At 40.0% G+C, this 21700-nt stretch carries 30 protein-coding genes; 27 read left to right on the forward strand and 3 right to left on the reverse strand.

Annotated features, from left to right (window positions below; all coding sequences use genetic code 11):
• The first annotated feature begins 29 nt into the window (after window positions 1-29).
• The 5 genes from V6255_RS00105 to V6255_RS00125 all read left to right on the forward strand — a co-directional run bounded on the left by V6255_RS00105 (window position 30) and on the right by V6255_RS00125 (window position 7691).
• On the forward strand, window positions 30-566 hold the full coding sequence (locus V6255_RS00105; RefSeq protein ID WP_341626332.1) for a pyridoxamine 5'-phosphate oxidase family protein: 537 nt from the start codon (window positions 30-32) through the stop codon (window positions 564-566).
• Window positions 567-715: 149 nt separating this feature from the next.
• On the forward strand, window positions 716-1918 hold the full coding sequence (locus tag V6255_RS00110) for an SAM-dependent methyltransferase (protein ID WP_341626333.1): 1203 nt from the start codon (window positions 716-718) through the stop codon (window positions 1916-1918).
• Between the two features lie 416 nt (window positions 1919-2334).
• The gene (locus V6255_RS00115; RefSeq protein ID WP_341626334.1) at window positions 2335-3624 is read left to right on the forward strand and encodes a thiolase family protein; all 1290 of its coding nucleotides are present in this window, start codon (window positions 2335-2337) and stop codon (window positions 3622-3624) included.
• Window positions 3624-5753 (forward strand): 3-hydroxyacyl-CoA dehydrogenase NAD-binding domain-containing protein, encoded by a 2130-nt coding sequence (locus tag V6255_RS00120; protein ID WP_341626335.1) that lies wholly within the window; start codon window positions 3624-3626, stop codon window positions 5751-5753. Before V6255_RS00115 ends, V6255_RS00120 begins: the two co-directional genes overlap by 1 nt.
• 48 nt (window positions 5754-5801) lie before the next feature.
• Entirely contained in the window at window positions 5802-7691 is a 1890-nt protein-coding gene (locus tag V6255_RS00125) for an acyl-CoA dehydrogenase family protein (RefSeq protein ID WP_341626336.1), read from the forward strand.
• Window positions 7692-7851: 160 nt separating this feature from the next.
• On the opposite strand, the gene V6255_RS00130 is transcribed toward V6255_RS00125, so the two are convergent.
• Genes V6255_RS00130 through V6255_RS00140 form a run of 3 tightly spaced genes read right to left on the reverse strand, consistent with a single transcriptional unit; the run spans window position 7852 to window position 10938 of the window.
• Entirely contained in the window at window positions 7852-8175 is a 324-nt protein-coding gene (locus V6255_RS00130) for an MGMT family protein (RefSeq protein WP_298939400.1), read from the reverse strand.
• A complete protein-coding gene (locus V6255_RS00135) occupies window positions 8162-8854 on the reverse strand; it encodes a pseudouridine synthase (RefSeq protein WP_298939401.1) in 693 nt (230 codons plus the stop codon). Before V6255_RS00135 ends, V6255_RS00130 begins: the two co-directional genes overlap by 14 nt.
• Window positions 8854-10938 carry a GNAT family N-acetyltransferase gene (locus V6255_RS00140; protein ID WP_341626337.1) on the reverse strand — a complete coding sequence of 695 codons (2085 nt, stop codon included), beginning with the start codon at window positions 10936-10938 and terminating at the stop codon, window positions 8854-8856. The genes V6255_RS00135 and V6255_RS00140 overlap by 1 nt, the downstream gene beginning before the upstream one ends.
• A gap of 308 nt (window positions 10939-11246) precedes the next feature.
• Here V6255_RS00140 and rpsJ point away from each other — a divergent pair, with 308 nt between their 5' ends.
• The 22 genes from rpsJ to secY all read left to right on the forward strand — a co-directional run bounded on the left by rpsJ (window position 11247) and on the right by secY (window position 21694).
• Window positions 11247-11558, forward strand: a complete 312-nt coding sequence (rpsJ, locus tag V6255_RS00145) for a 30S ribosomal protein S10 (protein ID WP_025563085.1) — start codon at window positions 11247-11249, stop codon at window positions 11556-11558.
• 15 nt (window positions 11559-11573) lie between these two features.
• Window positions 11574-12212 carry a 50S ribosomal protein L3 gene (gene rplC, locus V6255_RS00150; RefSeq protein ID WP_166372635.1) on the forward strand — a complete coding sequence of 213 codons (639 nt, stop codon included), beginning with the start codon at window positions 11574-11576 and terminating at the stop codon, window positions 12210-12212.
• A gap of 14 nt (window positions 12213-12226) precedes the next feature.
• Window positions 12227-12832 carry a 50S ribosomal protein L4 gene (rplD, locus tag V6255_RS00155; RefSeq protein WP_025563083.1) on the forward strand — a complete coding sequence of 202 codons (606 nt, stop codon included), beginning with the start codon at window positions 12227-12229 and terminating at the stop codon, window positions 12830-12832.
• Window positions 12829-13128 carry a 50S ribosomal protein L23 gene (gene rplW / locus V6255_RS00160; protein WP_025563082.1) on the forward strand — a complete coding sequence of 100 codons (300 nt, stop codon included), beginning with the start codon at window positions 12829-12831 and terminating at the stop codon, window positions 13126-13128. The genes rplD and rplW overlap by 4 nt, the downstream gene beginning before the upstream one ends.
• Before the next feature lie 11 nt (window positions 13129-13139).
• Complete coding sequence (gene rplB, locus V6255_RS00165) at window positions 13140-13967, forward strand: 50S ribosomal protein L2 (protein ID WP_025563081.1); 828 nt, start codon at window positions 13140-13142, stop codon at window positions 13965-13967.
• Window positions 13968-13981: 14 nt separating this feature from the next.
• Window positions 13982-14257: a 30S ribosomal protein S19 gene (gene rpsS, locus V6255_RS00170; RefSeq protein WP_025563080.1), complete on the forward strand. Its 276-nt coding sequence runs from the start codon at window positions 13982-13984 to the stop codon at window positions 14255-14257.
• 8 nt (window positions 14258-14265) lie between these two features.
• Window positions 14266-14601: a 50S ribosomal protein L22 gene (gene rplV / locus V6255_RS00175; RefSeq protein ID WP_025563079.1), complete on the forward strand. Its 336-nt coding sequence runs from the start codon at window positions 14266-14268 to the stop codon at window positions 14599-14601.
• A gap of 3 nt (window positions 14602-14604) precedes the next feature.
• Entirely contained in the window at window positions 14605-15294 is a 690-nt protein-coding gene (gene rpsC / locus V6255_RS00180) for a 30S ribosomal protein S3 (protein ID WP_025563078.1), read from the forward strand.
• A 12-nt stretch (window positions 15295-15306) separates the two neighbouring features.
• On the forward strand, window positions 15307-15717 hold the full coding sequence (gene rplP, locus V6255_RS00185) for a 50S ribosomal protein L16 (protein ID WP_025563077.1): 411 nt from the start codon (window positions 15307-15309) through the stop codon (window positions 15715-15717).
• Complete coding sequence (rpmC, locus tag V6255_RS00190; protein WP_025563076.1) at window positions 15717-15908, forward strand: 50S ribosomal protein L29; 192 nt, start codon at window positions 15717-15719, stop codon at window positions 15906-15908. Before rplP ends, rpmC begins: the two co-directional genes overlap by 1 nt.
• Window positions 15908-16159, forward strand: a complete 252-nt coding sequence (rpsQ, locus tag V6255_RS00195; RefSeq protein WP_160064692.1) for a 30S ribosomal protein S17 — start codon at window positions 15908-15910, stop codon at window positions 16157-16159. The genes rpmC and rpsQ overlap by 1 nt, the downstream gene beginning before the upstream one ends.
• A gap of 175 nt (window positions 16160-16334) precedes the next feature.
• Window positions 16335-16703: a 50S ribosomal protein L14 gene (gene rplN / locus V6255_RS00200; protein ID WP_025563074.1), complete on the forward strand. Its 369-nt coding sequence runs from the start codon at window positions 16335-16337 to the stop codon at window positions 16701-16703.
• Window positions 16704-16713: 10 nt separating this feature from the next.
• Entirely contained in the window at window positions 16714-17028 is a 315-nt protein-coding gene (gene rplX, locus V6255_RS00205) for a 50S ribosomal protein L24 (RefSeq protein WP_341626338.1), read from the forward strand.
• A gap of 12 nt (window positions 17029-17040) precedes the next feature.
• Window positions 17041-17580 (forward strand): 50S ribosomal protein L5, encoded by a 540-nt coding sequence (gene rplE / locus V6255_RS00210; protein WP_025563072.1) that lies wholly within the window; start codon window positions 17041-17043, stop codon window positions 17578-17580.
• Window positions 17581-17591: 11 nt separating this feature from the next.
• Window positions 17592-17897: a 30S ribosomal protein S14 gene (gene rpsN / locus V6255_RS00215; protein ID WP_341626339.1), complete on the forward strand. Its 306-nt coding sequence runs from the start codon at window positions 17592-17594 to the stop codon at window positions 17895-17897.
• A 25-nt stretch (window positions 17898-17922) separates the two neighbouring features.
• Window positions 17923-18315 (forward strand): 30S ribosomal protein S8, encoded by a 393-nt coding sequence (rpsH, locus tag V6255_RS00220; RefSeq protein WP_025563070.1) that lies wholly within the window; start codon window positions 17923-17925, stop codon window positions 18313-18315.
• 10 nt (window positions 18316-18325) lie between these two features.
• Window positions 18326-18859, forward strand: a complete 534-nt coding sequence (rplF, locus tag V6255_RS00225) for a 50S ribosomal protein L6 (RefSeq protein ID WP_298939406.1) — start codon at window positions 18326-18328, stop codon at window positions 18857-18859.
• 11 nt (window positions 18860-18870) lie between these two features.
• Window positions 18871-19221, forward strand: coding sequence for a 50S ribosomal protein L18 (gene rplR / locus V6255_RS00230; protein ID WP_025563068.1), 351 nt, complete (start codon window positions 18871-18873; stop codon window positions 19219-19221).
• An 11-nt stretch (window positions 19222-19232) separates the two neighbouring features.
• Window positions 19233-19733 carry a 30S ribosomal protein S5 gene (gene rpsE, locus V6255_RS00235; RefSeq protein WP_025563067.1) on the forward strand — a complete coding sequence of 167 codons (501 nt, stop codon included), beginning with the start codon at window positions 19233-19235 and terminating at the stop codon, window positions 19731-19733.
• Between the two features lie 6 nt (window positions 19734-19739).
• Window positions 19740-19922: a 50S ribosomal protein L30 gene (gene rpmD, locus V6255_RS00240; RefSeq protein ID WP_025563066.1), complete on the forward strand. Its 183-nt coding sequence runs from the start codon at window positions 19740-19742 to the stop codon at window positions 19920-19922.
• A 2-nt stretch (window positions 19923-19924) separates the two neighbouring features.
• Window positions 19925-20359, forward strand: coding sequence for a 50S ribosomal protein L15 (rplO, locus tag V6255_RS00245; protein WP_025563065.1), 435 nt, complete (start codon window positions 19925-19927; stop codon window positions 20357-20359).
• Window positions 20360-20365: 6 nt separating this feature from the next.
• Window positions 20366-21694, forward strand: coding sequence for a preprotein translocase subunit SecY (gene secY, locus V6255_RS00250; RefSeq protein ID WP_025563064.1), 1329 nt, complete (start codon window positions 20366-20368; stop codon window positions 21692-21694).
• Window positions 21695-21700 lie beyond the last annotated feature (6 nt).

Raw genomic sequence — 21700 nt, forward strand, 5'->3', positions numbered from 1 at the left:
TGTCAGTGTTTAAATAATAGGAAAGTGTAATGGGGCAGTCTTCAAAAAAACAACAGCATTTACGTGAACTATTAGAGCCTGAAATTCGTGCTTTTATGAGCAGTAAAAAAACATTACAGCTAGCCACAGTGGATGCTAATGGGCGATCTAATATTAGTTATGCACCATTTATTCATGATGCAGACGGTTATTATGTATTAATTTCAGAAATGGCTCGACATACTCAAAATATATTCGTTAATCCAGTCGCTTCTTTAATGATGATTGAAGATGAGTTAAACACGAGTAATTTGTATGCAAGAACGCGATTAACTTTTGATGCGCATGTGCAGATAGTTTCACGTGAAACTGATAAATGGTCTGAAATAATTCCTTTGATGATTGAAAGGTTAGTTAATACTGCTGAATTGTTGGCTCAACTTGGTGACTTTCATTTAATTAAGTTAAAAACCGAGGATGGATTATTTGTTAAAGGGTTTGGGCAAGCATATAAAGTGTCATCGGATGATTTAGTGGATTTTGTACACTTAAAAAAAGGCCATACTTCACTTGATGAAAATGATTAAATATTTGTAAAGGTGACTTAGAAAAAAGAGTAAGCCTTTTATACAGCGGTTGTGTTTCTTCTGCTATCACCAAATTGCACGTTTATTCAGATAGCTTAACTGTTAGAATGCGTTTCGTTATTTTATTTTAGACTATCTCGGAAACTACTATGTCAGAAGCTACGCTTAATACCATTGAAGATTTTTATGTATTGTTATCAAAAAGTATTGAAAATAATCAGGTCGTTAAACTGTTATTAAGCAAATATAGAGGCGCAGATAAGAGTTTAAACCGTGTTGCTATTCGCCCTATTACTTTACAAAATGAAGCGGTACTTAGCTTTGTATATGAGCATCAAACCAACCATATTACTAAAAACTATAGTTATAAGTTGGCATTGTCTGAAATTAAATCGTTAGTCGGTGAGGATTTCAAAAGCGCTTATTTAACGTTATTAGATGTAGAAGTGCAGATCGAATTTAGTAAAAAAGGTAAATTGAAAATCTCACAACATCAAGCAAAAAAACAACAAACTGCCGTCGCAACTCATAACCGTGAAAAGAATCGTTTTGTTGATATACAACGTCCATTTTTAACGGCATTAAAGGTGACGGATAAACAGCAAAAACTGATCCCTGCTATGTCTAATAAGTGGAAGCAAATCAATAAGTTTATTGAGGTGTTTAGCCAGGCATTGGATGTTTCCCCACATGATAAAACAACACCACTTAATGTCGTTGATTTTGGTTCTGGTAAAGGTTATTTAACGTTTGCCATTCATGATTACCTTCGTCATACCTTAAAGAATGACGCGCAAGTGACGGGAGTGGAGTTACGCCAAGCATTAGCTGATTTATGCAATGAAACTGCATCTACTTTGGATCATCAAGGTTTAGACTTTGTTTGTGGTGATGTAAAAACGCATGCACCAAAACAAACAGATGTAATGATTGCATTGCATGCTTGTGATGTCGCTACTGACTATGCCATTCATTATGGTATTCGTGCGAATGCGAGCATTATCATGTGTTCACCTTGTTGTCATAAGCAAATTCGTCCGCAAATGCAAAGCCCTGAATTATTCCAGCCAATGTTGCAATACGGTGTTCATTTAGGTCAGCAAGCGGAAATGGTGACGGACTCATTACGTGCGCTGTTATTAGAAGCCAATGGCTATAGCACGAAAGTATTTGAGTTTATTAGCTTAGAGCATACTAATAAGAACAAGATGATCTTGGCAGTGAAAAAATCCAAAATAAACCCTAAAGAACAAGCTAAAACGTTGACTCAAATTGCTAATATTAAAGCGTATTATAGCATTACAGATCATTGTTTAGAAAGCTTGCTAAAAGAAAGTGCAGTGCAAGTTTAATGGCAATTTTCATTCTAATTAAAGTACTTTAATGCCCTCTTTTCTGATTTAAACTTTTCAAATATAGCGATGAAATTATTTATTTAAGATTGTTTTGTCGCTTGTTTTATCTACAATTTCTGCGATGCTCATCGCGAATCCAATAGGGTTATTTTTATTTCACTTGCTCAAAAATAAAGCAACTCTATACTGATTAAAGTGTGTATTTTTAAGTGATGTAGAAAAAGGATCATAGAATACTCAACCCTCACCATATTATGATGTTCATTTTCTTTAGCTCTTTTAATTCACTATAAATAATTAATATTTTCCTCATACGCTTAATTTAAGTATTAGTTTAATAAGCTATTTTAGGGAAAAAATTTATTGTTTTTGCTCATTACTAATGGACATCGCTACGATGTTGGAGGTGGTTAATGAAAGAAAGACTAGCAATAATAGAGGGTGGGCGTAGTCCATTTTGTAAAGCGGGTTCAGCGTTAAAAACAATGCAGGCTGACCAATTAGGGGCGGTGGTTGTTAGAGAGCTAATGGCACGTTCTGTACTTGATTATCATGATATAGACGAAGTGATTATGGGTAACGTTGCACAGCCTGGTCATGCCGCTAATATCGCTCGAGTAATCGCGTTACAAGGCGGGTTTCCTACTAGTACTTGTGCTTATACAGTGAACCGAAACTGTGCGTCGGGCATGGAAGCAATGACAACGGCTGCGAATAAAATATTTGCAGGGGAAATTGAGACCGCGTTAGTTGGCGGTAGCGAGTCGATGTCCAGCATTCCTTTATTGTACAGCCCGCAAATGACTCAGTTTTTTATGCATATGATGCAAGCAAAAACGCCGGTCGCTAAACTCAAAGTACTTTCTCAATTTCGTTTACCTTTTCTAAAACCAATCATTGGTATTGAACTAGGCTTAACCGATCCCGTTTGTGGCTTGAATATGGGCGAAACAGCGGAAGTATTAACCCGTGAGTTTGGCATTACTCGAGAACAACAAGATCAGTTTGCTTTAAATAGTCATCAACAAGCGATTAAAGCACAGCAAGCAGGTAAGTTTGAAGATGAAATAATCAGCATTGCTGTCGCACCTAAATACCAACATATTCAACATTTAGATAATGGTCCACGTGAAGATCAAACGTTGGCTAGTTTGGCGAAGCTTCGTCCTTATTTCGATCGCTTAACGGGCTGTGTGACCGTTGGGAATGCATGTCCAATTACTGACGGCGCTGTTGCCTTGACGGTAATGTCGGAATCTAAAGCAAAAGAAATGGGATTAACGCCATTAGGTTATTTAACAGATTATAGTTATGCAGGCTTGGAAGGTAGTCGCATGGGGTTAGGCCCTGTTTATGCGACGGCTAAATTATTACAAAAGTCAGGTTTAGCAATAAGTGATTTTGACCTAGTAGAATTGAATGAGGCTTTTGCCGCTCAAGTGATTGCTAATCAGTATGCTTTCGCAAGTAAATCATTTGCTCAACAGTATTTACAGTCATCGCAAGCTGTTGGTGAATTAGACCCAAGCAAATTAAATGTTAATGGTGGTGCGATTGCATTAGGTCATCCTGTTGGTGCAACGGGTGGGCGCTTAATATTAACCTTATTACATGAACTAAGACGCCAAGGTTTACAGCGTGGTTTAGCGACTTTATGCATCGGTGGTGGTCAAGGCGCTGCATTAGTATTGGAGGTCGAATAATGAAACACATTCAAATACAAAAGAATGATTGGTTAATTCGAGTTACGTTTGATTATCAAGATCAGGCTATAAACAAGCTTTCAGCTGAACTAATGAAAGAGTTGTTTGATGTTATTAAAGATATCGAAACTGCCCCACAAAAGGTGGTGAGTTTTGAGAGTGCTAAAAAAGATATCTTTATTGCGGGTGCAGCTATCGAGGAGCTACAGAAAATAGATAGTATTGAAATGGCAAAAGAGAAAGCACAACAAGGATTAAAAATTTTTAAAGCCCTTGAACTATTGCCACAAACAACCGTCGCTATTATTGATGGAGCCTGCGTTGGCGGTGGTTGTGAGCTCGCATTAGCATGTAATTTCCGCTTAGCCACCGATAACCCAAAGACTAAGATAGGTTTACCTGAAGTTAAGTTAGGTATTATTCCTGGGTGGGGCGGTACACAGCGTTTACCTCGTTTAGTCGGTTTACCTGAAGCATTAGCCATGATCCTACCTGGTAAGCTATTACCCGCAGCAAAAGCTTATCGTATTAAGTTGGTCGATAAAGTTATTTCATCTATACAGCTTGAACAACAAATAGATCAATTTTTAGAAGGCTTGAGAAAGACTCGCTTTCAAGAAAGCTTGCTTAGCAGGAGAGAGCCTAAAAGTATTGCACAAAAAACAATGGCTGTTGCAATGGACTCGCATTTAGCGCGTTTATATATTTTGAAAAAAGCCCATCAGAATGTCATGAAAACAACTAAAGGTTTATACCCTGCACCATTAGCTGTTTTGGAGGTTTACCGTAAAAAGTGCAATTTTGAAGAGGGTATTCAACGAGAGCTTAGTGCTTTTTCTAACTTAGCGTCTACAGATGTCTGTAAAAATCTTATTTCGTTATTTTTCCTTAACGAACAAGTTAAAAAGGAGCAAAGAGAACGTTATCCACAGCCTGAAACGTTACCCTCTTCCGGCGCTGTTTTAGGGGCTGGCGTTATGGGAGGAGGAATTGCTTGGTTAATGAGTTCTAAAGGGTTATCGGTTCGTATAAAAGATATTAACTGGGAATCTATTCAATTAGGTTATCAGCAAGCCGCTGATTATTTTAATCAACTTAAAAAACGCCGTCGAATTAAACAAGCAGGAATCGATACTGCGATTAATCGCATCGGGGCTGCTCTCGACTATACGGGATTTAACCATGCGCAAATTGCTATTGAAGCCGTTATTGAAGTTATGCAGGTCAAAAAGCAAGTATTAAAAGAGGCTGAAGCAGTGTTACCAGAAAGCAGTTTGCTATGTACCAATACGTCCGCGTTATCAGTAACAGAGATGGCCTCCGTGTTAACTCGCCCCTCACAATTTTGTGGTATGCATTTTTTTAATCCTGTTAATCGTATGCCATTAGTAGAAATTGTTAGAGGTGAGCAAACCAGTGAAGAGACGATTGCTAAAGCTGTTGCGATCAGTAAAGCCTGGGGGAAAGTGCCTATTGTGGTTAATGATTGTCCTGGTTTTTTAGTTAATCGTATTTTATTACCTTATTTAAATGAAGCCGCTTATTTATTACAAGAAGGAGCTGACATTGAAAAAGTTGATTCTGCAATCACTACATTTGGTATGCCGATGGGACCTTTTCAGTTAGCTGATGAAGTAGGTATAGATGTTGGTTATAAAGTAGCTGCTATTTTAGAAGCTGGTTTTGGAGAGCGGATGGCGGTTGCAACTATACTAGAGCATATTCATGGTTCCTTAAAACTTTCAGGTAAAAAAGGCGGGCGTGGTTTTTATCATTATAAAAATAAAGAAGTCGAAGTGAACCAGTTGTTGTATCAAGCTGCCTGTGTTGCAAGTAGCAAAGACTTTAGTGACCAAGATATTATTGATCGTTTAATGCTAGTGATGGTCAATGAAGCGGCACATTGTATTGATGAAGGTATTGTCGAAAATGCTGGACAGCTCGATTTAGCAATGATCATGGGAACTGGGTTCCCTGCTTGGCGAGGAGGTTTGTGTTGTTGGGCCGATAGTATTGGCTGTAAAGAAGTTGTGCAACGATTAGATAAATTACAACAACAAGTGGGTATTCGTTATCAAGTTTCGCCTTATTTACAGAAGTGTGCAGATGAACAGCGTAGTTTTTATTAATAAGAATTGAAAGAGTGACTAATTTAACTATTTAAATAAGGAGCTGTTATGAGTTTTCCTGAAGACAAAAAAGTAGTGATTGATACGTCTAAAATGAGCGATGAGAAAGCATCATCGTTGAACCTTACCGAAGCTGCACGTGATTCAGTGTGGGAACACCCAAGTTTTGCAAAATCTTTATTCATGGGGAAGTTTAAATCTGATGCTATTTTCCCTTTTCCTGAGCAAAGTAAAGAAGATAAGTTCGTAGGAGACCAGTTAGTAAAAGAAGTGGGAGTTGTACTCGCTGAGACCTTAGATGCTGATTTAGTTGATGAAACTCGCACTATCCCCACTGAAGCAATGCAAGCCCTCGCTAAAGTCGGTGTTTTTTCGATGAAAATACCTAAAGAATATGGTGGGTTAGGATTATCTCAAGTTAACTATAATCGTGTCCTTATGGCGATCGCCAGTCATTGTGGCTCAACTGCGGTACTTGTTTCTGCCCATCAAAGCATTGGTGTGCCGCAGCCTATTAAGTTATTTGGTACAGACGATCAAAAACAACGATTTCTACCATTATTTAAAGATGGTGCTATTTCTGCCTTTGCATTGACAGAGCCAAGTGTTGGCTCCGATCCCGCTCAAATGGAAACCACTGCAACTTTAAACGCAACTGGTACACATTACCTTATTAATGGTGAAAAGCTTTGGTGCACTAATGGTCTCATCGCAGATTATTTAGTGGTGATGGCTTGCACTGCCCCTAAAGTTATTGGTGATAAAGAAGTTAAACAAATTTCAGCTTTTATAGTGAAAGGCCAAAGTCCGGGGATTAACATTAAGCATCGTTGTGATTTTATGGGGATACGTGGCATTCAAAATGGTTTGATTGAGTTCAAAGATGTAGAAGTGCCTATTGAAGATAGAATTTTAGAAGAAGGCCAAGGTTTAAAAATAGCATTAGCGACGCTAAACACAGGTCGTTTAACGATTCCTGCGGCTAGCACCGGTATGGCAAAGCAATGCCTTAATATGACTCGCCGTTGGGGAGGGAAACGTGTGCAGTGGGGATTGCCTATTGCAAAACATGAAAAAGGCTCAAATCGTATTGCTTATATAGCATCAACAACTTTTGCCATGGAAGCCGTTACTTGGGTAACGAGTTTTATGGCGGACAAAGGCGATGTTGATATTCGTATGGAAGCTGCCATGGCCAAGTTATTTTGTAGTGAGATGGCATGGAGCGTGATGGATGAAACAGTGCAAATGTTTGGTGGTCGAGGTTATGAAAAAGCCAGTTCATTAAAAGCCCGTGGTGAATTACCTTTTCCGGTAGAGCGCATGTTACGAGACTGCCGTATTAATCGCATTATTGAAGGCACAACAGATGTAATGGAATTATTTTTAAGCAGAGAAGCATTAGATACTCATTTATCTTTGGCTTCTGATTTAATTAAACCTAATGCTGATTTTACGACTAAACGAGATGCGGCTTTTAAGTTATTTAAAGAATATGCTGCTTGGTATCCTTCACAAATTATCAATAAAGAGTTTATTGAGCAATTTACGCATAGTGGAAAACTAGTTGAACACATTAATTATTGTCAGCGTACTTCACATCGCTTAGCAAGGGTGTTGTTTGAGCAAATGTTAGTGCACCGAGAAAAGCTAGAGTTACGCCAAGAAACGTTAGGGCACCTTATGACCATCGGCTGTGAAATCTTTGCGATGGCCGTGACTTGCTCTTATGCGAAAAGCCAAGCAAAAGCCGGTAATACTAATGCCATTTCATTGGCAGAACATCATTGTGTATTAGCATCAGAAAGAATAGAAGAACATTTTAAAGCGTTATCAACTCCTCAACGAGAGACCGCAAAAGCAATTGCCGACGATATTTTGAGTAATCAGTATCAATGGTTGGAAGAGGGGATTTATCCAGTTGCACCAGAACAATAGTATTTGCAGAATGAGGCATTATTGTTAGAAGACGTTTAAAGGAAGGCATGGTTATTTAACACAATACCTTCCTTTTTAACGTTATTGCTGTGCTTTATTATTAATGCTGTTAAATATTACTAATAAAGCTAAATTTACTAACATAGGTAAATGCTGAGACTTACTTAAATGTATGACGTTGTTTATTTAAGTTAACTACTTTTGGATTCTCTGTATCAGTATTAATAATAATGCCTTCTTGTTTTAGAAGCGCTATTTTCTTATCCGTGCCTAATGCAAACTTTCCGATGTTGCCGTTACTATTGACCACTCGGTGGCATGGAACGACGATTACATCTGGATTTTTTGCCATCGCATTGCCCACCGCTTGATAGGCTTTACCACCAAGCTGATGAGCTATATCTGCATAAGTTACCACTTTACCTGCGGGTATTTGACGCAGTAAGTCGTAACATTGTTGATTAAAAGATTTATTTGAATCCATTGACCTCTTGCTCCGTTAAAAAGCGCGATTCTCCTAACGCTAGGTTATGATCTAATTCGACTTCACCTATTTGCTCTCTGTGTAGTTTAGTCACATAGTTACCTACTGCTGCAAACATACGCTTAACTTGGTGGTATTTACCCTCACTAATCGTTAACAGTACTTCTTTTTCACTGAGTACTTCTAATTTTGCTGGTAAACAAGCTTGGCTTTCACTTTTAAGTTGAATGCCTTCAGCAAAAAGTGAGATAGCATCGTCACTGATTGGATCTTGCAACGAGATGCGATAACGCTTTTCACATTTCTTACGAGGACTGGTTACCTGATGCGACCATTGACCATCATCAGTGATTAAAATTAACCCTGTTGTATCTGCATCTAAACGACCCGCAATAAATACGTTTTGTTTTTTTTCTATATCGATAAGGTTTAATAAACTAGGCATTTGCTCATCAACGTTTGAGCTAATAAACCCAGCTGGTTTATTAAGCATAATGTAGCGAAACCCTCGCGTTGTAATTACCTGTCCTTTAAATTCAATAATATCGTCGGCAACGATTTTGTAAGAACCACTACGTAATGTGCCAGCCTGATTGCTGATTAAGCCTTTACGAATAGCACTTTTTGCTTCGCTACGTGTCAATTCTGTTGATTCACAGATAAATTTGTCGAGTCTCATTATGTTGTGTGTTCTCTTATTTGTTGCGTAAGTAAGTCATCAATGCATTTTTTTATAAATGCCTGCGCTTGTTTTTGTCCAGTAAAATGGTGTTCTTGTATTATTTCTTGCCAACTATGGTTTTGAATTACTTTTTCTATTAAACATCGTTGCTGCTGATTGTTTAAACTCGCTAATGATGAGCTATATAATAATTCAATTAATAAATACTCAACATTGTCGTAACTACGATTCGCATTGACGTAACCTGATAGAGCTTGTTGTGTTGATGCTTTCAATGGTTCGAATGCAATATTTGGCCATAATGTGATAATTAATGATGAGTCTAATTGTCTAAGTTGTCGACTAACTTGTACTTTAACCTGTTTATGGAAGTCAGTCTGTATTTGATGCTGTAATTCTTTACCTTGTGGACTTAAAGGTAAGTTAACCATAAATGAATGTTGTCCGCTGCTTTTATCTTTACGGATTCCAATACGTACAACTTGTAGTTGATGGCGTAACCAAAATTGTAATAAATTATCGCTTGCTGCAAAGCTAGCACTTAAATGATCAAATTGCTGTGTAGCCGCCCAATTAATGATCCATTGTAGTAATTTACTACCTAATTTTTTTCTTTGTAATATTGGTTGTACTGCAATACGTTGAATACGAGCAAATGAATGAGTCGCTGCATTCTTAAACCCACTGTGGAAAGTCAGTGATTGAGCAATTAAGTGCCCGTTAGGTCTGCGTTTTCCTTGATAGATTTGTTCACTTGTTGTTTGATCAAATTTTCCTTCATGGTTTATTAATGAAACCGCTATTATTTCCTGATCTTGTTGCATAGCAATAATCGTTAAGTTTTGATTGTTTAATAAAGAAGCTAAGTCTGAAGGTTTAGTTTGATAATGGGCATTAACTAAAAGTGAGAATAATTGGTTCAATAGCTCAGGCTTTTCAAGTAACGCTGTTTGTTTAATGATCGAAATAGTTGGTTTAAGGTCTTTATCATTGATTGCAGTTTGCGCCGATTGTTCAATTAAGCATAAACTTGAAAGAGTAAATGTTTCAACAGGATCATTTTGAGCCCAACGTATTGGGTGAGTAAGCTGAAAAGACCGCCATTCTGGGGCTATATTATTTAGCTGCTGTTGAAAGCGTAAAGCAAATCCTCGTCCTGAGCCTTCATAACCAAACTGTGTTGTTGCAAAGACAATTCGTGAATAGCGCTTTGTAAACGAAATTAACAACTTAAGAGGAATCGCAGCGGCCTCATCAATTATTAGTAAGTCACACTCTGGTTGCTCATAATTTAAGGCATCGGGAGGCATGAAAATCATCCGTTGCAAATTTTCCTCATCCATTAATGTTAGTGTTGCATGTTTATATATAGTGGTAGTCGCTTGCTTGCTTGGCGCACAAATTATAATTTTAGTTAAACCTTGGTTAATCAAGGTTGCCGCAGCAATACCTAAACTCGCTGATTTTCCTCTTCCTCTATTGGCAGTAATAACTAACGGTCGGCGTCGATGCCCTTTAACCGTGTTAATGATTTGTTTAATCGCCTGTTGTTGCTCTTCTATATATAAGTATTGATTAGAAGTAGGGAAGGTTAGCTGTTCATCTATTAAGAGAGGTTGTTGAGTGTTTTTCAATATAGGGATTTGATGCTTAATAAGTTGTTTCTGCATATATAACGAAAAATTATCATTTACCGTGTTTTGCTCAGGTAGCAGTAAAACAATAACGGAACCACCACATACCGCGCCTTCTGCTGCTGCAAACATATTGGCATCGAATTGTTGATGCATATTCATAAATAACAAATGAACATCTTGCCCTAGTAAAGATAGATAATGACAAGCTTCAACTGAAGTAGGGCTTTCACCGCACCATTTATAATCATTATTTTCAAATTCAATAATTGTTGAAGCTTGCTCAAAGCACCATTGTAACGTTCCTTGAATACAACACAGCTGTCGGTGGTTAGATTGCTTGGCTAAATATTTAAGTTGTTGGTAAAATTGAGTGACGACAGACACAAGAGATCCTAGTGGTGATAAAATGAATAATAAACATCGAATAAGTATAAAATGTAACATAAAAAAGGATCGCTAATATCAGTAACGAAGGGATCCTTGTGGTTATAGAACCAAGCAGATCCTTTTGAATGTTTTTTAAACAAACTTACAATAAATACTTGCCTTAGTTTATAGATAATGTATTATACGCCCACTTGCCAATATGGCGGGTGGGTTTTTTAACCCCATAGCCAGATTTTAATATTGGCTATCAAAAATGTCTCCCAATTGGGGAGCTACTAGTTTGAATATACACTTGAGATCTATTTATAATAGGTGGTCAGGTGTATATTTGTATGTTGTATTTTTAACTATTGGAGTTTTGGTCCATGCAGAACCAAAGAATCCGTATCCGCCTTAAAGCTTTTGATCATAAATTGATCGATCAATCAACGGCGGAGATCGTTGAAACTGCAAAGCGCACAGGTGCTCAGGTACGTGGTCCTATCCCACTACCTACTCGTAAAGAGCGTTTCACAGTACTAACTTCACCGCATGTTAATAAAGATGCGCGTGATCAGTATGAGATTCGTACTCACAAGCGCTTGATTGATATCGTAGAACCAACTGAAAAGACTGTTGACGCACTAATGAAGCTAGATTTAGCTGCTGGCGTTGATGTTCAAATCAGTTTGGGTTAGAGAGGAGTTATCGTAATGACAATCGGTCTAGTAGGTCGTAAAGTTGGTATGACTCGCATCTTCACTGAAGATGGTGTCTCTATTCCAGTTACAGTTCTAGAATGTTCACCAAACCGTGTTACTCAAGTTAAATCACTTGATACTGATGGCTACCAAGCTATTCAAGTAACAGCTGGCTCTAAAAAAGCAAGCCGTGTAAACAAACCTGAAGCTGGTCACTTTGCGAAAGCAGGTGTAGAAGCAGGTCGTGGTTTATGGGAATTCCGCCTTGGTCAAGACGAAGGTGCAGATATTCAAGTTGGTGCTGAGCTAAGCGTTGAGTTGTTCAACGAAATAAATAAAGTAGATGTTACTGGTCAATCTAAAGGTAAAGGTTTCCAAGGTGCTGTTAAGCGTTGGAATTTCTCTATGCAAGATGCGACTCACGGTAACTCTATTAGCCATCGTGCTCCAGGTTCAATTGGCCAATGTCAAACACCAGGACGCGTATTTAAAGGCAAGAAAATGGCTGGTCATATGGGTGCTGAGCGTGTTACGACTCAAAACCTTGAAGTTGTTCGCGTAGACATTGAACGCAATTTACTGCTCGTTAAAGGTGCAGTAGCTGGTGCGAAAAATGGCAACGTATTCATCAAACCTGCTGTTAAAGCATAGCCGAGGAGTTAGTAATGGAATTGGTATTGAAAGATGCACAAAGTGCTCTTGAAGTTTCTGACACTACCTTTGGACGTGAATACAACGAAGCCCTTGTACATCAGGTAGTCGTTGCATATGCAGCCGGTGCTCGTCAAGGTACTCGTGCTCAGAAAACCCGTAGTGATGTTCGCGGTGGTGGTAAGAAGCCATGGCGTCAAAAGGGTACTGGTCGCGCACGTGCAGGTACAATCCGAAGCCCAATCTGGGTAGGTGGTGGTGTAACTTTTGCAGCTCGTCCTCAGGACCATAGCCAAAAAGTTAACAAAAAAATGTATCGCGGTGCTGTAAGAAGTATTCTGTCTGAGTTAGTTCGCCAGGATCGTCTAATCGTTGTCGAAAAATTTACTGTAGAGGCTCCTAAAACTAAAGAGCTTGCAGCTAAATTAAAAGACATGGATCTTAAAGATGTTTTGATTATCACTGAAGAGTTAGATGAAAATCTATTCTTAGCAGCGCGTAACTTGTATAAAGTTGACGTTCGTGATGTTCAAGGTATTGATCCAGTAAGCCTAATCGCGTTTGATAAAGTTTTAGTAACTGCTGATGCAGTGAAAAAGATTGAGGAGAGCCTAGCATGATCAGTGAAGCACGTTTACTGCAAGTTATTCTAGCCCCGCATATCTCTGAAAAGGGAACTTTATCTGCTGAAAACCATAACACTATGGTATTCAAAGTTGCAGGTACTGCGACTAAAGCAGAAGTCAAAGCGGCAGTTCAGAAGTTATTTGATGTTGAAGTAACTGGTGTTCGCACACTTAACGTGAAGGGTAAAACCAAGCGTTCAGGTCAACGTATGGGTCGCCGTAGCGACTGGAAAAAAGCATACGTTTCTCTGGCTGAAGGTGCAGACATTAGTTTCGATGGCGCTGAGTAGAGGAATTATAGATGGCTATTGTAAAATGTAAGCCTACGTCTCCAGGTCGTCGCCACTTAGTTAAAGTGGTAAACAACGATCTGCATAAAGGCAAGCCATACGCTCCACTTTTAGAGTCAAAATCTAAATCTGGTGGTCGTAATAATGGCGGTCGCATTACGGTTCGACATATCGGTGGTGGTCACAAACAACACTATCGTTTAGTTGATTTTAAACGTAATAAAGATGGTATCCCGGCAAAAGTTGAGCGTTTGGAATATGATCCAAACCGCAGTGCAAATATCGCACTAGTACTTTATGCTGATGGTGAACGTCGCTACATCCTTGCCCCTAAAGGCCTGGTTGCTGGTGATATGATCCAATCTGGTGAAGATGCATCAATCAAAGCAGGTAACTGTTTGCCGATGCGTAACATCCCAGTAGGTACAACAGTACACGCTGTAGAAATGAAACCTGCTAAAGGTGCACAAATTGCACGTTCAGCTGGCTCATACAGCCAAATTATAGCTCGTGATGGTGCTTACGTTACTCTACGTTTACGTAGTGGTGAAATGCGTAAAATCCCTGCTGAGTGTCGTGCAACAATCGGTGAAGTTGGTAATGCAGAACATATGCTACGTCAACTAGGTAAAGCTGGTGCTACGCGTTGGCGTGGTGTTCGTCCTACCGTTCGTGGTGTTGTAATGAACCCAGTAGATCACCCACATGGTGGTGGTGAAGGTAAGTCATCGGGTGGTCGTCATCCTGTGTCTCCTTGGGGTGTTCCAACTAAGGGTTACAAAACTCGTAAGAACAAGAAAACTGATCAGTATATTGTTCGTCGTCGCAATAAGAAATAAGTAGAGGTATCGCCATGCCACGTTCTCTCAAGAAGGGTCCTTTTATTGACCTACACTTGCTGAAGAAGGTAGAGAAAGCGGTTGACAGTAACGAGAAAAAGCCTATTAAGACTTGGTCTCGTCGCTCTATGATCATTCCTGATATGATTGGTCTAACTATCGCTGTCCATAACGGGCGTCAACACGTGCCAGTATTCGTAACTGATGAAATGATCGGTCACAAACTGGGTGAATTTGCACCAACTCGTACTTACCGTGGCCATGTCGCGGATAAGAAAGCGAAGAAATAGAGGTAATTATGGAAGCTTTAGCTAAACATTTATACGCTCGTTCTTCGGCTCAGAAAGCGCGTTTGGTGGCAGATCAAGTACGTGGTCTTCCAGTAGAAAAAGCACTAGAACTTTTATCATACAGCCCTAAGAAAGCCGCTGTTTTGATTAAGAAAGTTGTAGATTCTGCAATTGCAAACGCCGAGCATAATGAAGGCGCTGATGTTGATGAGCTAGTTATCACAAAAATTTGTGTTGACGAAGGTCCAACAATGAAGCGTATCATGCCGCGTGCGAAAGGTCGTGCCGATCGCATAATGAAGCGTTCTTGCCATATCACAGTAGTGGTATCAGACAGGGGTTAAACAATGGGACAGAAAGTTCATCCTAACGGTATTCGCCTAGGTATCACTAAAGCATTTAGCTCTACTTGGTATGCAGGCAAAAAAGATTTTGCAGATAACTTATACAGTGATTTTCAAATCCGTAAATTCTTAACAGAGAAATTGAAAAACGCTTCTTTGTCTAAAATTACTATTGAACGTCCAGCGAAAAGCGTACGTGTGACTATTCACACAGCTCGTCCTGGTGTTGTAATTGGTAAGAAAGGTGAAGATGTTGAGTTACTACGTACAGCTATTGCTAAAATGGCCGGCGTTCCAGCTCAAATCAATATCTCAGAAGTTCGTAAACCTGAACTTGACGCAAAACTAGTAGCAGATTCAATCTCTTCTCAGTTAGAGCGTCGTGTTATGTTCCGTCGTGCTATGAAGCGTGCGGTACAAAATGCTATGCGTCTAGGCGCTAAAGGTATCAAAGTTCAAGTTAGTGGTCGTCTTGGTGGTGCAGAAATCGCTCGTGACGAATGGTATCGTGAAGGTCGTGTACCTCTGCATACTCTTCGTGCCGATATTGATTACTCAACATCAGAAGCATTGACTGTTTACGGTATCATTGGTGTTAAGGTTTGGATATTTAAAGGCGAGATTCTTGGTGGTTTACCACTTCAACAAGAAGAAGCGCCAGCTAAACCAAAACGCAAAGGTCGCGGTAAGTAGGAGTAAAATCTAATGATGCAACCAAAACGTATGAAGTTCCGCAAAATGATGAAAGGCCGCAACCGTGGTCTTTCTAAAGGCGCGGAAGTAAGCTTTGGCGAATTTGGCTTAAAAGCAACTGGTCGTGGTCGAATTACTGCTCGTCAAATCGAAGCAGCACGTCGTGCAATGACTCGTCATGTTAAACGTCAAGGTAAAATCTGGATCCGTGTGTTTCCTGATAAACCGATTACCAGCAAACCGTTAGAAGTGCGCCAAGGTAAAGGTAAGGGTAACGTGGAATATTGGGTTGCTCAAACTCAACCAGGTAAAGTTCTTTATGAAATGGAAGGTGTTCCAGAAGCATTAGCTCGTGAAGCATTTGCTCTTGCAGCAGCTAAATTGCCAGTGGCAACAACTTTCGTAACTCGTAAGGTGATGTAATGAAAGCTAACGAACTTAAAGAAAAAAGCGTTGAAGAGCTTAATGCTGAACTTCTAAACCTATTACGTGAGCAATTTAACTTACGTATGCAGTTAAACACAGGTCAGTTAGAAAAGCCGCACTCAGTTAAACAAGTGCGTCGTGACATCGCCCGTGTTAAGACAGTATTAAATCAGAAGGCAGGTGCGTAATGAGCGAAAAAAATACTCGTACTCTTCAAGGTAAAGTAATCAGTGCAAAGATGGAAAAATCTATCGTTGTAGCTATTGAACGTAAAGTGAAGCACCCGTTATACGGTAAATTCATGAAGCGTACTACTAAGCTACATGCACATGATGAAACAAACCAGTGTAATGAAGGCGACTACGTAGAAATTAGTGAGTGTCGTCCTTTATCTAAGAATAAATCTTGGACATTGGCAAAAATCGTAACCAAAGCATAATTATCTGATTTTAGATAATTTAATTTGATTACATAAGCTAAACGGTACTCATTTTTTGAGTGCCGTTTTTTTAGACTATCTTTCTAATAAAGTTGGTGGTATGATGCCGCTCCCTGAAAATATGGGGAACACGACTCGTTTAGAGAGTATTAATAGTAAATAGCGGAGCACTATAATGATCCAAATGCAAAGTGTGCTAGATGTCGCCGACAATAGTGGCGCTCGACGCGTAATGTGTATTAAGGTCCTTGGTGGCTCGCATCGCCGTTATGCAGCAATCGGTGACATCATCAAAGTTTCTGTGAAGGAAGCAATTCCTCGTGGAAAAATTAAAAAAGGTGATGTTCATTCAGCTGTGGTAGTGCGTACCAGAAAAGGTGTACGTCGTCCCGATGGTTCTGTAATTCGTTTTGATCGCAACGCTGCGGTTATCTTGAATGCAAACAACCAGCCTGTCGGTACACGTATCTTTGGCCCTGTAACCCGTGAGCTTCGAAATGAAAATTTCATGAAGATAGTCTCGCTGGCGCCAGAAGTACTGTAAGGAACCGAAAATGGCAGCAAAAATAAAACGTGACGATGAAGTAATTGTTATTGCCGGAAAAGATAAAGGTAAAACTGGGAAAGTTTCTCAAGTTTTAGCTAACGGTAAAGTGATTATTGAAGGTGTAAATATTCAAAAGAAACACCAAAAGCCAAACCCACAAGCGGGCGTAGCTGGCGGAATCATTGAACAAAATGCACCGATCGAAGTATCAAATGTTGCGATCTACAACTCGGCAACGAGTAAAGCAGATCGTGTTGGATTTAGATTAGAAGACGGACAAAAAGTACGTTTCTTCAAATCTAATAACGAACTTGTGAAGTAACTGGAGTTTACGATGGCGAAACTGCATGATTTCTATAAAGACAACGTGGTGTCTGATTTGCAAAAGCAATTCGACTATACGTCTGTCATGCAAGTCCCTCGAATAGAGAAAATCACCCTTAATATGGGTGTTGGTGAAGCACTGGCTGATAAAAAAGTCCTAGAGCACGCTGCGTCAGATATGGCAGCAATCTCAGGTCAAAAGCCAATGATCACTAAAGCACGCCGCTCTGTGGCAGGCTTCAAAATTCGTGAAGGCTACCCGATTGGTTGTAAAGTAACACTACGTGGAGCACGTATGTGGGATTTCTTTGAGCGTTTGGTAACAATCGCTATCCCACGCGTACGAGATTTCCGTGGCCTGAATGCTAAGTCATTCGATGGTCGTGGTAACTACTCTATGGGTGTTCGTGAGCAAATCATTTTCCCTGAAATCGATTACGATAAAGTTGATAAAGTACGTGGTTTAGATATCACAATTACTACTTCAGCTAAGTCTGACGAAGAAGCACGCGCACTTTTGTCTGCGTTCAACTTCCCATTCCGTAAGTAAGGAGTTAAAAAATGGCTAAGCAATCAATGAAAGCGCGTGAAGTAAAACGTGAGAAGCTAGTTGCAAAGTTCGCTGAAAAGCGTGCTGCGTTAAAAGCAACTATTAGTAATCTAAACACTGCCGACGAAGATCGTTGGAATGCAGTTTTAGAGCTTCAATCGCTACCTCGTGATTCAAGTTCAGTTCGTCAACGTAACCGTTGTAACGTAACTGGCCGTCCACATGGTTATCTTCGTAAATTTGGCATGAGCCGTATTAAGGTTCGTGAGCATATGATGCGCGGAGAAATCCCTGGCCTGAAAAAAGCCAGCTGGTAATCAATTAATCACGGAGTAAATAGTTATGAGCATGCAAGATCCTATTTCGGATATGCTAACGCGTATTCGTAACGGTCAAGCAGCAAGCAAAGTATCTGTTAAGATGCCTTCTTCTAAGCAAAAAGTTGCAATTGCAGCTGTGCTTAAAGCAGAAGGTTATGTTTCAGATTTCGCTGTTGCTGGTGACACAAAGCCTGAATTAGAAGTTACTTTAAAGTACTTCGAAGGCAAAAAAGTAATCGATACTATCAAACGAGTAAGCCGCCCAGGTCTTCGTATCTATAAAGGTGCAAATGATCTTCCTAAGGTTATGGCTGGTTTAGGTATTGCGATTGTTTCAACTTCTCAAGGTGTTATGACTGACCGAGCTGCGCGTAATGCAAGCATCGGCGGTGAGATCATCTGTTACGTATCTTAAGGAGTAATCTATGTCTCGTATAGCTAAGGCACCGATTACTGTTTCTGCTGGCGTAGAAGTAAAAGTAAATGGTCAAGAGATCACTGTTAAAAGTGGTAAAAGCGAATTAGTTCGTACTCTTAATGATGCTGTTATTGTTAATTTAGAAGATGGCGTATTAACTTTCGCACCTGTTGAAGGTGTTAAAGACGCATGGGCACAAGCAGGTACTGCACGTGCTAACGTTAACAATATGGTTGTAGGTGTAACTGAAGGCTTTAAGAAGACTCTTCTTCTTCAAGGTGTTGGTTACCGTGCACAAGTTAAAGGTCAAGATGTAAACCTAACTTTAGGTTTCTCTCACCCTGTTGTATATACATTACCTCAAGGTATTTCTGCTACGGCGCCAAGCCAAACAGAAATCATCATTGAAGGTTCTGATAAACAACAAGTAGGCCAAGTAGCTGCAGAGATTCGTGCTTTCCGTCCGCCAGAGCCTTATAAAGGTAAAGGTGTTCGTTACGCTGATGAAAATGTGCGTCGTAAAGAAGCGAAGAAAAAGTAAGGTAAGACACTATGGATAAGAAAGCATCTCGTCTTCGTCGTGCTACCCGCACACGTAAGAAATTGCAAGATCTTGGTGCAACTCGTCTTGTGATCAACCGTACACCTCGCCATACTTACGCGCAGGTAATTACAGCAGACGCACAAGTCGTAGCAAGCGCTTCTACATTAGAAAAAGAAGTGATTGCACTAGTTAAGAACGGTGGTAATAAAGAAGCAGCTCAACTAATTGGTAAATTAGTTGCAGAACGCGCGGTAGAGAAAGGAATTTCTAAAATTTCTTTTGATCGTAGCGGTTTCCAATACCACGGTCGTGTTGCAGCACTAGCTGACGCAGCTCGTGAAGCTGGTCTACAGTTCTAAGGGTAAAGATTATGTCAAAAGTAGAATCTCAAACCGGTGATCTGAACGAAAAGCTAATCGCAGTAAACCGTGTTTCAAAAGTAGTTAAAGGTGGTCGCATCTTTAGCTTCACAGCACTAACAGTTGTTGGTGATGGTAATGGTCGTGTTGGTTTCGGCTATGGTAAGGCGCGTGAAGTTCCAGCAGCTATTCAAAAAGCTATGGAAAAAGCACGTCGCAATATCAGCGAAATTCAATTAAAAGGTAACACTCTGCAACACCCAGTTAAGGGCCGTCATTCTGGTTCTAAGGTGTACATGCAACCAGCATCGGAAGGTACTGGTATCATCGCAGGTGGTGCAATGCGTGCCGTGTTAGAAGTTGTTGGTGTACAGAACGTATTATCAAAAGCTTACGGCTCAACTAACCCAATTAACGTTGTCCGCGCTACGATGGATGCACTAGAGAGCATGAACTCTCCAGAGCAAATCGCAGCTAAGCGTGGCTTAAACGTTAGTGATATTCTGGGGTAATTCAGCATGGCTACTAAAACGATTAAAGTAACTCAAACCAAAAGTGCAATTGGCCGTTTACCAAAGCACCGTGCAACATTAACAGGTCTAGGCCTGCGTCGCATCGGTCACACAGTAGAGTTGCAAGATACTCCTGCTGTACGTGGTATGGTTAATAAAGTTTACTATATGGTTAAGGTTGAGGGGTAATTATGAAACTAAATACTCTATCTCCAGCTGCTGGTTCTAAACCAGTACGTAAACGTGTCGGTCGTGGTATCGGTTCTGGACTAGGTAAGACAGGTGGCCGCGGTCACAAAGGTCAAAAATCTCGTTCAGGCGGTACTGTACGTCCTGGTTTTGAAGGCGGTCAAATGCCATTAAAACAACGTTTACCAAAATTTGGTTTCACATCTCGTAAATCTCTAGTTAGCGGTGAAGTTCGTTTGAACGAAATTGCTAAAGTAGAAGGCGATATTGTGACACTAGAAACGTTGAAGCAGGCAGGTCTACTAACAAACACAACTAAGTTTGCTAAAGTAGTTCTATCTGGTGAAATCTCTCGCTCAGTAACAGTACAAGGCCTTGGTGTAACCAAAGGTGCTCGTGCTGCGATTGAAGCGGCGGGCGGAAAAATCGAGGAATAATAGGCAATGGCTAAGAAACCAGGATTAGATCCAAAAGCGGCACAAGGAAGCAAATTGAGCGAACTTAAAACACGTTTATTGTTTGTTTTAGGCGCTATATTAGTGTTCCGTGCAGGTTCTTTTGTTCCAATTCCTGGTATTGACGCCGCTGTCCTAGCTGATTTATTCCAACAGCAAAAGGGTACCATCATAGAAATGTTTAACATGTTCTCTGGTGGTGCGCTTGAGCGTGCTTCTATCTTTGCATTGGGTATAATGCCGTATATTTCTGCGTCAATTATTATCCAATTGTTAACGGTAGTTCATCCTCCTTTAGCTGAGCTAAAAAAAGAGGGTGAGTCTGGTCGTCGTAAGATAAACCAGTACACACGTTACGGTACTTTGATATTAGGTACTTTCCAAGCAATTGGTATTGCAACCGGTTTGCCAACGATGATGCCTGGACTTGTTGAAAATGCAGGTCTGAGTTTTTACATTACGGCAGTTGTAAGTTTAGTGACAGGAACTATGTTCCTAATGTGGCTAGGTGAGCAAATAACCGAGCGCGGTATTGGTAATGGTATTTCTATCATTATCTTTGTAGGTATTATTGCTGGGTTGCCATCGGCAATCGGGCAAACTGCAGAGCAAGCACGACAGGGTGAAATTCATCTTCTCGTGTTACTCGCATTAATTGTTATCGTTTTTGCAACTACTGCTTTTGTAGTATTTGTTGAACGTGGTCAACGACGTATTGTTGTTAACTACGCTAAACGCCAACAAGGCCGTAAGGTTTTTGCTGCTCAAAGTACTCACTTGCCATTGAAATTAAATATGGCTGGTGTAATCCCTGCAATTTTTGCTTCGAGTGTTATCTTATTTCCTGGTACTATTGCCCAGTGGTTTGGTCAGACTGAAGGTTTAAGCTGGTTATCGGATGTTTCTTTGGCTTTACAGCCGGGACAACCGTTGCATATGATGTTATATGCTGCTGCTATTATCTTCTTTTGCTTCTTTTATACTGCACTTACGTTTAATCCACGTGAGACGGCAGATAATCTGAAGAAAAGCGGTGCCTTTATCCCAGGAATTCGTCCAGGAGAACAAACATCACGTTACATTGATAAAGTAATGACGCGTCTAACATTAGCTGGTGCGTTATATATTACCTTTATCTGTTTGATTCCCGAGTTTATGATGGTTGCAATGAATACACAGTTCTACTTTGGTGGTACGTCGTTATTAATTATTGTTGTTGTTATCATGGACTTTATGGCACAGGTGCAGACTCATTTGATGTCTAATCAATATGACTCTGTCTTGAAAAAAGCTAACTTGAAAGATTACGGTAAATAAACCGGG

It is taken from the genome of Psychromonas arctica (genome assembly GCF_038155225.1).
Lineage (GTDB): Bacteria > Pseudomonadota > Gammaproteobacteria > Enterobacterales > Psychromonadaceae > Psychromonas > Psychromonas arctica_B.